The organism is Flavobacterium rakeshii (assembly GCF_009741375.1).
GTDB lineage: Bacteria > Bacteroidota > Bacteroidia > Flavobacteriales > Flavobacteriaceae > Flavobacterium > Flavobacterium rakeshii.
This window is the reverse complement of record NZ_WOWP01000001.1, coordinates 131,239-143,921: the sequence shown is the minus strand read 5'-3', so window position 1 is coordinate 143,921 and position 12,683 is coordinate 131,239. Positions and strand designations below refer to the sequence as shown.

Genomic DNA, 12,683 nt, shown 5'->3' with positions numbered 1-12,683 from the left:
ATTTTTGCGCTTGCAGGATAAATATTATTGACTAAATTTGCACCCAATTTTATAACATACTAATATATTGTATTATGAATCATTATGAAACTGTTTTCATCTTGAATCCCGTTTTATCTGAAACTCAGGTAAAGGAAACAGTAAGTAAGTTCGAAGATTATCTTACTTCTAAAGGGGCCGAGATCGTAGCAAAAGAAGACTGGGGTCTTAAAAAATTAGCTTACGAAATTCAACACAAGAAAAGTGGTTTTTACCACCTGCTTGAGTTCAAAGCATCAGGAGATATCTTAATCGGTCTTGAGACTGAGTACAGACGTGACGAGAGAATCATGCGTTTCCTTACTGTAGCTTTAGACAAGCACGCTATTTCATGGGCAGAAAGAAGAAGAGAGAAACTAAAAACTAAAGCAAACTAATTATGTCAAGTATAGAACAGTCAGCTAAGGGAAAAAAAGACGGAGATATCAGATATCTAACGCCTTTAAACATAGAGACGAACAAGACTAAAAAGTATTGCCGTTTCAAAAAATCAGGTATCAAATATATTGACTATAAAGATCCTGACTTTTTATTGAAATTCGTTAACGAGCAAGGTAAAATTCTTCCTCGCCGTTTAACAGGTACTTCTTTAAAATACCAAAGAAAAGTGTCTGTTGCAGTTAAAAGAGCACGTCATTTAGCATTAATGCCATATGTGGCTGATTTATTAAAATAAAAAAGAGGCAGTATTATGGAACTTATACTTAAACAAGACGTACAAAACTTAGGTTTTAAAGATGATGTTGTAACAGTTAAGCCAGGATATGGTCGTAACTATTTAATACCACAAGGTTTTGCAATTGTTGCAACTCCTACAGCTAAAAAAGTTTTAGCTGAGAACCTAAAACAAAGAGCATTTAAAGAGCAAAAATTAGTAGACGACGCTAAGAAAATCGCTGAGGCTATTAAAGCTCTTGAGATTAAAATTACTGCTAAAGCAGGTGGTGAGAAACTATTTGGTTCTGTAACCAATGCAGATATCGCTGAAGCTTTAGAGAAAAACGGTCAGGCTATTGAGAAGAAATTCATCAACAGTGGTATCGTTAAGCGTGTAGGTAAATACACTGCATCTGTAAGATTACACAGAGAAGTAATTGTTGAGCTTCCTTACGAAATCGTAGCTGAGGTACAATAATTATTAAAATTATACCTAAAGCCTTCCGGTAACGGAAGGCTTTTTTTTTACACTTAAAAAAGGACTATGAAATATATCAGGTTAACTAAAGAACAACTGGAAGAGTTACACGAGGAATTTGCAAACTTTTTGGCTTCTCAGCAAATCGACAAGGCTGAGTGGGATCAGATAAAAGCAGAAAAGCCCGAAGTTGCCGAGCAGGAACTGGATGTTTTTTCAGATCTTGTGTGGGAAGGTGTACTTACCCAAACAGAATATATGGAGCATTACTCTAAAAACCACATTTTTTTATTTAAGTTGGGTAAAGAGGAAATGGAAAGCATAGTAATACACTCACACGTGGCGCACGCTGATTTTTTAACCGAAGGCGGACTACAATGGCTTAATGAGAACCTGTTTTCAAAAGAGGTAGAAATTAAACGTGGTAAAAAACCTTTTGGTGAAGACAGAAACGCAGAGGTGTTTGATATACTTAAGCAGGGTGCTATTTTAACCAATGGTGACCTGTATAAGCAATTTGAAGATATGTTTTAAGAAATCGCCTTAGGGCGATTTTTTGTTTTTATTATGTCATGAAATGGTTTTTGATTGCTAATTCTCAAATTAGCATACATAAACATTTTCCGTTATTTAAAAGTTGGCTAAATTAGCACTGTAAACTAACTTTTTATTCAATGGATATCCTTCAGACTATTCAGGCGCTTAGGGAAGAGCTTAATCAACACAATTACAGCTATTACGTACTTGATACCCCAACCATTACTGATTTTGAGTTTGATGTAAAACTTAAAGAATTACAGGAACTGGAAGCTAAACATCCTGAATATTTTGACGAAAATTCGCCTACACAACGTGTGGGAGGAAGCGTTACCAAAAATTTTGAGACCATACAGCACGAGCATCGTATGTATTCGCTTGATAATTCGTACTCCAAAGAAGAGTTATTGGAGTGGGAAAAGCGTGTGCAACGAGGGCTGGGTACTGCAGATGTACAGTATACCTGTGAGCTTAAGTATGACGGGGCATCCATAAGTATAACCTATGAGAACGGAAGGCTGCTAAGGGCTGTGACACGTGGTGATGGTTTTCAGGGAGATGATGTTACCGGTAATATCAGAACCATACGCGCTGTGCCTATTAAGCTGAAGGGTGATTATCCTGAAAAGTTTGACATTAGGGGGGAAATTATACTTCCGTTAGAAGGGTTTGCCAAAATGAATCAGGATTTGATTGAGATTGGCGAAACACCTTATGCAAATCCGCGTAACACGGCATCGGGTAGTTTAAAGTTACAGGACAGTGCCGAAGTGGCAAGGCGTCCGTTAGACTGCCTGCTGTATTCCATAATTGGCAGTAACCTGCCGGTTACGACCCAGTTTGAAGGACTTGAAAGTGCCCGTAAATGGGGTTTTAAAGTACCTAAAGAAGCCAGGCTTGCCCAAAATATTGACGAGGTAATGGCTTTTATTGATTACTGGGATGAACACCGCCATGAGCTTCCTTATGAGACCGATGGTGTGGTTATTAAAGTAAATAGTATCCATCAGCAGGAAGAACTGGGGTATACGGCAAAATCACCTCGATGGGCTGTTGCTTATAAGTTTAAGGCAGAACGTGTATCTACCAAATTAAACTCTATTTCCTATCAGGTAGGGCGCACCGGGGCTATCACTCCGGTGGCAAACCTGGAGCCGGTACAGCTTGCCGGTACTACCGTAAAACGTGCCTCATTACACAATGCCGACCAGATTGAAAAACTGGATGTGCGTGTAGGGGATATGGTTTTTGTGGAAAAAGGAGGAGAGATTATTCCTAAGATAATTGATGTGGTGGATAAATCCAACAGAGCTGAAGATTCAAAACCTACGCAATATATAACCCATTGCCCGGAGTGTAATACACCACTGGAACGCAAAGAGGGCGAAGCACAGCATTATTGTCCTAATTTTTATGGTTGCCCGCCGCAAATTATAGGCAGGGTACAGCATTATATTTCCCGTAAGGCTATGGATATTGAAGGTCTTGGCGGAGAAACGGTTGCTTTACTGTACAATGCAGGGCTTATTGAAAACTATGCCGATCTGTACGACCTTAAAAAGGATCAGATTGTTCCGTTAGAGCGTATGGCAGATAAATCGGCAGAGAACCTTGTTAACGGAATAGAGAAATCTAAAGAGATTCCGTTTGAGCGTGTGCTGTATGCATTGGGTATCCGTTATGTAGGGGAAACCGTGGCTAAAAAACTGGCAAAGCATTATAAGACTATCGATAACCTGGCAACAGCATCGTTAACCGATCTTATTCTGGTAGATGAAATTGGGGAGAAAATAGCGCAAAGTGTAGTTGATTTCTTTGCTAATACAGAGAATGTAAGGCTAATTGAACGCTTAAAAGGCTATGGTGTTCAGCTTGAAGCTGTGGCTAAAGAAGATACATCGGTAAGTGATAAACTGGCGGGTAAAACACTGGTGGTTTCGGGTGTGTTTGAGAAGTTTTCGCGCGACGAACTCAAAAAGGCTATTGAAGACAATGGCGGTAAGGTAGGTAGTTCTATTTCCTCTAAAACCGATTATGTGGTTGCCGGAGATAATATGGGGCCTGCCAAACTTGAAAAAGCCAATAAGCTGGGAGTCGCCATAATAAGTGAAGACGATTTTATAGAGCTTATAAAATAAAAATGAAAGGCGCTGAGTTATATATTCAGCGCCTTTTTTTAACCTTACCTTTATGAAAAAAACATTCTTTTTACTAACCTTTATTACTGCTTTTGGGTGTAACTCAACTGGGGTGTACAAAGAAGAACAACAGCTTGTAGATAACGATACAGTCAATAAGATTTCTCCCGAACTGGTAGAAAGGAAAATGCAGGCAGATAGTATAAATCAGGCATTAAAATGGAAAGAAATAGCCGATGGTTTGTATGTCAATAAGGATGGGGAGATTGGTATATGGTCGTTTAGGTTGTTAGATCCGCCTGATTATGGTTATGTATATTATCAGACTTGTTTTAGCGATGAAAATCAAACTCCGTTAAACTCGGTTATTGACCTGAACACATTTAGGCTATTGGCAGGGGGAGGTTTTGGTGCTTATTATCAAGATAAAGGTCATGTTTATCATAGTTTTGGCACTACGGGAGGTTCAAATTTCTCTGTGCAGGATGAAGCGGATTTGAAGACCTTCAAGATTTTAAACGACTGCTACGCTAAAGATAAAAACCATGTATATGAAATGCGCTTCGGGCTTATAAAGGATGCGGATGCTAAAACTTTTAAGGTTTTAGATAATGATGCCGAAGTAGAAGGCTGTTATGCTAAAGATAAAATTAACTATTACAGGGGTAGCTATGTTTTACAGCAAAACGATTTAAATATTCCTGAAGTGAAACGGGTTATAGGTTTACTTAATAAGCAGTGAGTTTAACTTTTTAGTAAAGACTTTTGTTTTAAGATGTCAAAACCTTTCATTTCTACGCCATCTATATTTTCCCTGTCGGGCTCGTTTGTTTCGTTGCGAAAGTTGATTCTAACGCCTTTTTCCCAGTACTCAATAGATTCAATTTTTGATAGTGGTATTTTGTAACGTTTCCCTAGTTCGGGGGCGAAGTATTTGTATATAACAAAACCTATTGCGGCTAAAAGCCCAAGTCTTTTAACGGTTGAACCAACAGTTGAAAAATCAAGAATATTAAAATCACTTGCTTTGTTCAGCATGTAAAAGGCTCCTAATGTTAATCCGCCAAAAACAATAAATAAAAACAGGTTGTTACCGGCAATACGTGAGCTGTTCTGTCTTTTGGTTTTTGGGCTCTTTTCTTTAAGATCACGGGCTTCCTGCCAGTTACCACTATTGGTTAGGTACAGGTTTTTGTCGTCTATATTTACATAGCCTGTGCTGTACTTAAAATACTGCTTTTCCATAATATGGTTAGTTGGTATACGACAATATTAGTACTTTATTCTTTAACAGCCAAAGCTGGGTATTTCTGTTGCGGTTATAAAACAGGTCAGGGTGTCCGCTGTAATTTTCGGGAGAACTATTCAGTTCGTTTTTAATGCTTTCGGGTAGCCATTTAAAATCAAAAGCCTCCTTTTTAAAGCCGGGATCATTGTAATCAGCGTTATGATACTCTTCCTTTATTTTTTTAAAAATACTGTCGTTGTAGTAAAGCACAGCTTCAAGATAATAATCAGAAGGACCGGGTACCGTACCAAAGGAATTGTTGTTAATGGTTAGCTTATACTGAACCGAATCGGGCTGTGCGGGTTTAAAATTGAGTTGCTTTTTTAGCTTAGTAATATCTTTAGATGTAACAGTTTCTGTTTTGTTATCTTTTTCGTTACAAGACGCAATCAGCAATGTGGCTGCTGCAATAGCCATAAGGTTTTTCATAAGTAGGAGTGGTTTACAGCAAATATACTAAATGCTTACACTACTATTGTTCTTCCGTTAAAGGTTTTAGAACCATTTTCGAAATAAAAATCAATTTGCCCAAGGTTTAGTCCGTAACACCCTACCTGATTGATAACCACTTCTTCACCGTCAAGGTTTTTCTCAATATGAGGTTTGCTTAAAAAAGTATGCGTATGTCCGCCAATAATCAGGTCTATATGTCTTGTTTTTTGTGCTAGTGTAATATCACATACCTTTTCAGGGTTGTTTCTGTAGGCAAACCCAATGTGGGAAAGGCAAATTATAAGGTCGCATTTTTCGTCCTGTTTAAGTGTTTTGGTAATATCTTTAGCAACTTCAATAGGGTCGTTGTATACGGTTTCCTTGTACAGGCGTTGGTCTACCAGTCCGGCAAGTTCAATACCAAGCCCGAAAACGCCAATTTTAATACCGTTTTTTACAAAAACTTTATACGGTTTTACGATACCGTCCAGTAGGGTGTTTTTAAAATCGTAGTTGGCAGATACAAAATCAAACTGTGCATGTGGCAGCTGAGCGTAAAATCCGTCAATACCGTTGTCAAAATCATGATTGCCTAACGTGGCAAGATCATACTTAAGCATGCTCATCAGTTTAAATTCCAGTTCGCCGCCATAGTAGTTGAAATAAGGCGTACCCTGAAAAATATCACCGGCATCCAGTAACAGTACATTTTCGTTTTCCTGCCTTATACTTTCTATTAAGGTAGCCCTTCGAGCTACGCCACCTATGTTGGGGTTTCTTGGGTCATCGGCAGGGAAGGGGTCAATATGGCTGTGCACATCGTTAGTGTGCAGTATGGTAATTTTTTTGGCAGGTGCAGTAGTAAAACTGCTAAGGGAAAGTCCGCCTAACACTAATGCCGATCCGGCTGCGGTTTTATGTATAAAATCTCTCCTTTTCATGACTATTCGGTAATTATGCGTTGTGTTGTAATAACGGGTAGTGTATCTGTTTCCTTAAAATAATCTATAAGCAGGTTTCTCAGCTTATAGTCCATGTCGTATGTAGCGGTTGATTTCTTAAAGAAATTCATGTTGTCTCCACCATTATACAGGTAGTCAGATGTAGCTACATAATACGTTTGGCTGTCAACTACAGGTTTGCCTTTAACAGTAATGTTTTTTATGTTGTTATTACTGTCAATATAAATTTGCATTCCACTAAGCGGATGCGGTTTTTTACCGGCAATTAAATACTGTGCTATTTCCTTTATTTCTGTACCTTTAAGGGCGGCAATGATAAGGCTGTTTTCAAAAGGCATAATCTCATAAGCGGTACGGGTTGTAACATCTCCTTTCGGAATTATCGCACGAATTCCGCCATGATTAAGCAGGCAAACGTCTAAATGCTTATTTTCGCGTTGCTGTAACAGTTTATCGGCTTTTTCAAAAGTAACATCGGCCAGCAGGTTACCTATTGTGGTTTGCCATTTGCCCTGGCTCTTGTCTAAGGTTTCAGGGCAGTAGGCTAAAATGCTGTCCAGATCCTTGTTTATATGGTTGCGATAGGGCGCTATAAAAGTCTCGATTTTAGAGTCGTCTTTATAGTCGGAAGTGATGCTTATTTTTTTGCCTTCAATCTTACTATTATACAGTTTACTGCTGCTGCATGACAGTAATGAAGAGAAAGTTAAAAATAAAACAAACCAGCCTGCAGGTGTGTTATACTTTTTATGGAATGCCATTGTACTGATAGTTATTTAAATTAATTTTGCACTCAACAAGTAAAGGTACTATGTTTTTAAAGTTTATTAAGGGCCTTGGGCTGAAAAAAAACATTAAGAAATGTTTAGCTCAATATAAACCTACAGGTATGCCTCAAAAGGTAGTTAAAGTAGGATTATTAATGGATGAGGCTCTGTTTATGGGTAAAAAGAATGCTTTATCCGAAATTACCAAATATGGTATAAAAGAAGAAAACATAAGCCTGCTTGTTTATAGTAAGGGAGTATCTCCAAAAAATGAAGCGCAAATGGAATACAGGGCGTATTCCCGAAAGTTTGTTTCGGCAGGAGGGAACTTTGTAAAAGAACCTGTCGCCTCTTTCGTAACTGCTCCGTTTGATTTGCTTATAAGCTACTATAATGCAGATAACCCATTACTGATGCTTGCTACACTTGAGTCTCAGGCAAAATTTAAAGTAGGGTTGGCAAGTGCCGACTCAAGGCTTAACGATTTTACTATTGCAGTAGAGCCTGCAAAGTATAAAGAGTATATGGCCGAACTTTTTAAATATTTGAAAATACTAAACATAATATAAACTATGCAGTCATTAACAGGTACGGGTGTTGCACTTGTAACCCCATTTAAAAAAGATTTTTCAGTTGATACCGATGCGCTTACGAAAATCGTAAACTACCAGGTGGAGAACGGTATAAACTACCTTGTTGTTCTTGGTACTACGGCCGAATCAGCTACTTTAAACAAGGATGAAAAGGAGCTTGTTATAAAGACTGTTATAGAGGCTAATGCAGGTAGGTTGCCTTTAGTGCTTGGTGTGGGTGGGAACAATACACACGAAGTTACTGAAGAGTTAAAGAACCGTGACCTAAGTGCTTTTACAGCAATACTATCGGTTTCACCATATTACAATAAACCAACTCAGGAAGGAATATATCAGCACTTTAAAGCAGTGGCAGAAGCTTCTCCTATACCTGTAATACTATATAATGTACCGGGAAGAACAGCAAGCAACATGCTTCCTGCAACGGTAATACGTCTTGCTAACGATTTTGAAAATATTGTTGCTATTAAAGAGGCAGCTGGTGACATAGTGCAGGCAATGCGACTTATTCAGGGGGCGCCAAAAGGTTTCCTTGTAATATCGGGTGACGATATGATTACACTGCCTATGGTTCTTGCAGGTGGTGCAGGGGTAATATCTGTAATAGGTGAAGGTTTCCCTAAACAATTCTCTAAAATGGTTCAGCTTGGACTGGAGAAAAAAGCAGATGAGGCTTATGAGCTACACTATCTTCTTGCCGATTCTATCGATATGATTTTTGAGCAGGGTAACCCGGCAGGTATAAAACACATATTTAAAGCATTAGGACTTTGTGAAGATGTTGTAAGGCTTCCGCTTGTAAACGTTAACGAAGATTTAGCAGGAAGGCTTAACGCTTTTGTTGAGAAAATTCGTTAAATTAGTGGTGTAAACCATTAAAACAAAGAGCCATGTTATCTGATGCAATGCAGTCTGCACTTAATGAGCAGATAAAAGTTGAGGCAGAATCTTCCCAAATTTACCTGGCCATGGCATCGTGGGCGGAAGTGAAAGGGTTTGAAGGTATAGCCACGTTTATGTTTAAGCAGTCTGACGAAGAAAGGGCACACATGCTTAAGCTTGTAAAATATGTAAACCAAAGGGGAGGACATGCGATTATATCATCGCTAGATGAACCTAAGCTTGATTACACCTCGTTTAAAACACTGTTTACCCAGTTGTATAACCACGAGGTAAAGGTTTCGGCCAGTATTAATAAGCTTGTAGATATTGCACTAACCGGAAAAGATTATGCTACACATAACTTCCTGCAATGGTATGTTTCCGAACAAATAGAGGAGGAAGCGACTGCAAAAGCGATACTGGATAAAATAGATTTAATAGGTAACGATAAAGGAGGACTGTATCTTTTTGATAACGATATGAAGGTTTTTTCTTCCTCAGGCCACAATATTGTACAATAAAACATCATAATTATAGTTTAAAGAGATGCCTGTGGGCATCTTTTTTTATGGGGTTTAAGCATTGTAAAAAAAGATTTTGTATTCTATAATTATTAACTAAATTTGCAGTTGCTTTAGAAAACTGCGGCCGGGCATCGGCGTAAACAAAAAAATATGAGCAAATACTTTTATTTACTATTACTTGCGGTACTTTTTTCCTCATGTAATGAATACCAAAAAGCACTTAAATCTGATGACGTTAAGTATCAGTATGATGTTGCGGTAAAATTATATGAAGAAGGAAAATACAACAAGGTGATAACACTGGCAGAAAAACTTAAACCTGTTTTGAAAGGAAAGCCATCTGCACAAAAGCTGTTTTATGTTTATGCTAAGTCAATGTATATTAAAAAGCAATACTATAATGCAGCTTACGAATTTGGTAGTTTTGTAAGTACATATCCAAAAAGTGATGTGAAAGAAGAAGCTGCGTTTTTAGCAGCAAAAAGCCGATATATGCTATCGCCGGTTTATTCTAAAGACCAGGCCGATACTTATGTTGCCGTTTCTGCTTTACAAAGTTTTATTGATACTTATCCTGATTCCCAGTATATGGACGAAGCTAACCAGTTAGCAAAAGAGTTAAGGGAAAAGTTAGAGAAAAAAGCTTTTGAGATTGCTAAGCAATATCATTTAACGGCAGACTTTTTTGGTGATTATGCGGCAGCAATCAAAACCTTTGATAACTTTTTGATTGATTTTCCGGGTACAAAATTAAAAGAGGATGCACTTTACTATAAATTTGATTCTTCATACAGGCTTGCTATGAACAGTATTGCCAGTAAGAAACAAGAGCGTTTAGAAGATGCTATATCTAATTACAAAGCGCTGGTTAAATTTAATGGTGAAACCAAATACAAAAAAGAGGTAGACGAAATGTTTGCCACTATTGAAACCGAATTACAAAAATTTTCTAAATAAGAACGAGTGATGGATTTAAAGAAGACAACTGCTCCGGTAAACACTGTTACCTACAACAGAACCAAAATTGAAGAGCCTACAGGTAACATCTACGAAGCTATTACTATTATAGCTAAGAGAGCAAGCCAGATCAATACAGAGATCAAAAAAGAACTTATTGAGAAGCTTGAGGAGTTTGCTACTTACAACGACAGTCTTGAAGAGATCTTTGAAAATAAAGAGCAGATAGAAGTGTCTAAATTTTACGAAAAGCTTCCTAAGCCTCACGCACTGGCTTTACAGGAATGGTTTGAAGAAAAAGTAGCTTACAGAGAATCAAACAAATAATTTACCATGTCTGTTTTACGCGGCAAAAAAATATTACTGGGAATCTCAGGAGGGATTGCCGCATATAAAACAGCCTCACTGGTAAGGTTACTTATAAAAGCAGGTGCCGATGTACGTGTTGTCATGACACCTGCTTCTAAAGACTTTGTTACTCCGCTAACACTTTCCACATTATCTAAAAACCCGGTTCATTCTACTTTCTATAACGAAGAGGATGAAAACGCGGTTTGGAACAATCACGTAGAATTGGGCCTTTGGGCCGATTTGTTTTTAATAGCCCCGGCTACTGCAAATACCATGGCAAAAATGGTATCGGGCAACAGTGATAACCTTCTTATAGCAACCTATTTATCGGCAAAATGCCCGGTATACTTCGCTCCGGCTATGGATCTTGATATGTACAAGCATCCGTCTACGCTATCCAGTTTTAAATCCCTACAGGAATTTGGTAACATTATGATACCTGCCGAATCCGGCGAGCTTGCAAGTGGTCTTTCGGGCGAGGGGCGTATGGCAGAACCCGAAAATATAGTAGCTTTTATAGAGAAGGATATAGAGAGGAAACTTCCGCTCCGTGGAAAAAAAATACTTATTACTGCCGGGCCTACATACGAAGCTATAGATCCTGTGCGTTTTATAGGAAATCATTCTTCCGGTAAAATGGGGTTTGATATTGCCCATGCCGCTGCAAAAGAGGGGGCAGAGGTAATATTGGTAAGCGGTCCTACGCATTTAAAAGTACAGGGTGACGGTATAAAACTTGTTCCGGTTGTTTCGGGAAAAGATATGTATGCCGCATGCCATGAGTATTTTGAAAGTGCAGATGTGGCTGTCGCAGCTGCGGCAGTAGCTGATTACAGACCTAAAACGGTTGCCAGCCAGAAAATAAAGAAGAACGACGATAATTTAGTGCTGGAGCTCGAAAAGACTACAGATATACTTGCATCACTCGGAGAAAAGAAAAAACATCAGTATCTGATAGGTTTTGCACTTGAAACCGAAAATGAAATTGAGCACGCCAAGCAAAAGATTAAGAAAAAAAACTTAGATTTGATTGTATTAAACTCTCTTAATGATGAGGGAGCAGGTTTTGGTAAACCAACAAATAAGGTTACCTTTATCGATGCACAGTTTAATATAGAGCCACAGGAGCTTAAATCTAAAGAACAGGTGGCGCAGGATATAGTTAATAAAATTAAAACGAGGTACAATGTATAGATATTTAGGATTATTGTTGCTGTTATTATCTTTTACTGTAAAAGGGCAGGAGCTTAATGCAACGGTTCAGGTGAATTCCAGCCAGATTACCGATGCTAACACCCAAATATTTAAAACACTGGAAACTTCGGTTACCGAATTTATAAACAATACCCGTTTTACTAACAGAAATTTTGAGCGTAATGAGCGTATTGACTGTGTTTTTTTTATAAATATTACAGCATATCAGTCTAATAGTTTTGATGCTACATTACAGGTGCAGTCGTCAAGACCAGTTTTTAACTCATCTTACCTTTCTCCTGTACTTAACTTTAACGACAAAAATTTTGGATTCTCATATACCGAGTTCCAAAATATGGTATATAATCCCGAAAGTTATACATCAAACCTTATAAGCGTTATTTCATTTTATGCCAATATGATTATTGGTATGGATGCCGATACTTATGAGTTTGAAGGCGGAACACCACACTATGAGGTAGCACAACGTATAGCATCGGCTGCACAGCAAAGCGGTTATAAGGGGTGGAGTCAGCAGGATGGTAATCAAAACAGGTACTTTTTAATAAACGATATGCTTTCTAACACCTACAGGGATTTTAGGCAGGCACTATATGACTATCACCGCTTAGGTATGGATATAATGGCTGATAGTAGCAAGGAAGGCAAAGAAAAAATTATAGAAGCTATTAATACGCTTTCAAAAGTGAACAAGGCAAGACCTAATGCTTTTTTAACCCGTGTTTTTTTTGATGCCAAGTCAGACGAGGTTGTATCAATCTTCTCTGCCGGACCTATGGTAACCCTTACAAACCTTGTAGATACGCTAAATAAAATTTCTCCACTTAATTCTTCTAAATGGAGTAATATTAAATAGTACATTT

Annotated in this window: 17 protein-coding genes; 13 read left to right on the top strand and 4 right to left on the bottom strand. The window is 38.1% G+C overall.

The features are described from left to right. Positions 1-74 precede the first annotated feature (74 nt). The 6 genes from rpsF to GN157_RS00700 all read left to right on the top strand — a co-directional run bounded on the left by rpsF (position 75) and on the right by GN157_RS00700 (position 4,591). Entirely contained in the window at positions 75-416 is a 342-nt protein-coding gene (gene rpsF / locus GN157_RS00725) for a 30S ribosomal protein S6 (protein ID WP_035132896.1), read from the top strand. A gap of 2 nt (positions 417-418) precedes the next feature. Then, positions 419-715 (top strand): 30S ribosomal protein S18, encoded by a 297-nt coding sequence (gene rpsR / locus GN157_RS00720; RefSeq protein WP_035132889.1) that lies wholly within the window; start codon positions 419-421, stop codon positions 713-715. Between the two features lie 15 nt (positions 716-730). After that, complete coding sequence (rplI, locus tag GN157_RS00715; RefSeq protein WP_157481226.1) at positions 731-1,174, top strand: 50S ribosomal protein L9; 444 nt, start codon at positions 731-733, stop codon at positions 1,172-1,174. Between the two features lie 66 nt (positions 1,175-1,240). Then, complete coding sequence (locus GN157_RS00710; RefSeq protein WP_157481225.1) at positions 1,241-1,708, top strand: DUF6495 family protein; 468 nt, start codon at positions 1,241-1,243, stop codon at positions 1,706-1,708. 140 nt (positions 1,709-1,848) lie between these two features. Continuing rightward, positions 1,849-3,849: an NAD-dependent DNA ligase LigA gene (gene ligA, locus GN157_RS00705; protein ID WP_157481224.1), complete on the top strand. Its 2,001-nt coding sequence runs from the start codon at positions 1,849-1,851 to the stop codon at positions 3,847-3,849. A gap of 52 nt (positions 3,850-3,901) precedes the next feature. Further along, positions 3,902-4,591, top strand: coding sequence for a DKNYY domain-containing protein (locus GN157_RS00700; protein WP_157481223.1), 690 nt, complete (start codon positions 3,902-3,904; stop codon positions 4,589-4,591). A gap of 2 nt (positions 4,592-4,593) precedes the next feature. On the opposite strand, the gene GN157_RS17800 is transcribed toward GN157_RS00700, so the two are convergent. Genes GN157_RS17800 through GN157_RS00680 form a run of 4 tightly spaced genes read right to left on the bottom strand, consistent with a single transcriptional unit; the run spans position 4,594 to position 7,292 of the window. Continuing rightward, a complete protein-coding gene (locus GN157_RS17800; RefSeq protein ID WP_197429374.1) occupies positions 4,594-5,094 on the bottom strand; it encodes a hypothetical protein in 501 nt (166 codons plus the stop codon). Positions 5,095-5,101: 7 nt separating this feature from the next. Then, entirely contained in the window at positions 5,102-5,566 is a 465-nt protein-coding gene (locus GN157_RS00690) for a hypothetical protein (protein ID WP_157481222.1), read from the bottom strand. Between the two features lie 35 nt (positions 5,567-5,601). Beyond that, on the bottom strand, positions 5,602-6,510 hold the full coding sequence (locus GN157_RS00685) for a bifunctional metallophosphatase/5'-nucleotidase (protein ID WP_157481221.1): 909 nt from the start codon (positions 6,508-6,510) through the stop codon (positions 5,602-5,604). A 2-nt stretch (positions 6,511-6,512) separates the two neighbouring features. Further along, a complete protein-coding gene (locus GN157_RS00680; protein ID WP_157481220.1) occupies positions 6,513-7,292 on the bottom strand; it encodes a 5'-nucleotidase C-terminal domain-containing protein in 780 nt (259 codons plus the stop codon). A 50-nt stretch (positions 7,293-7,342) separates the two neighbouring features. On the opposite strand from GN157_RS00680, the gene GN157_RS00675 reads away from it, so the two are divergent. From GN157_RS00675 to porD, 7 genes are all read left to right on the top strand, one after another. Next, the gene (locus GN157_RS00675; protein ID WP_394350051.1) at positions 7,343-7,867 is read left to right on the top strand and encodes a DUF6913 domain-containing protein; all 525 of its coding nucleotides are present in this window, start codon (positions 7,343-7,345) and stop codon (positions 7,865-7,867) included. A gap of 3 nt (positions 7,868-7,870) precedes the next feature. Further along, a complete protein-coding gene (dapA, locus tag GN157_RS00670) occupies positions 7,871-8,749 on the top strand; it encodes a 4-hydroxy-tetrahydrodipicolinate synthase (protein ID WP_157481218.1) in 879 nt (292 codons plus the stop codon). Positions 8,750-8,781: 32 nt separating this feature from the next. Further along, entirely contained in the window at positions 8,782-9,294 is a 513-nt protein-coding gene (locus GN157_RS00665) for a ferritin (protein WP_035132867.1), read from the top strand. A gap of 153 nt (positions 9,295-9,447) precedes the next feature. Beyond that, positions 9,448-10,254 carry an outer membrane protein assembly factor BamD gene (locus GN157_RS00660; protein WP_157481217.1) on the top strand — a complete coding sequence of 269 codons (807 nt, stop codon included), beginning with the start codon at positions 9,448-9,450 and terminating at the stop codon, positions 10,252-10,254. Positions 10,255-10,263: 9 nt separating this feature from the next. Next, positions 10,264-10,581, top strand: a complete 318-nt coding sequence (locus GN157_RS00655) for a DNA-directed RNA polymerase subunit omega (RefSeq protein WP_157481216.1) — start codon at positions 10,264-10,266, stop codon at positions 10,579-10,581. A 6-nt stretch (positions 10,582-10,587) separates the two neighbouring features. Further along, entirely contained in the window at positions 10,588-11,799 is a 1,212-nt protein-coding gene (gene coaBC / locus GN157_RS00650; RefSeq protein WP_157481215.1) for a bifunctional phosphopantothenoylcysteine decarboxylase/phosphopantothenate--cysteine ligase CoaBC, read from the top strand. After that, entirely contained in the window at positions 11,792-12,676 is an 885-nt protein-coding gene (gene porD / locus GN157_RS00645) for a type IX secretion system protein PorD (RefSeq protein WP_157481214.1), read from the top strand. Before coaBC ends, porD begins: the two co-directional genes overlap by 8 nt. Positions 12,677-12,683 lie beyond the last annotated feature (7 nt).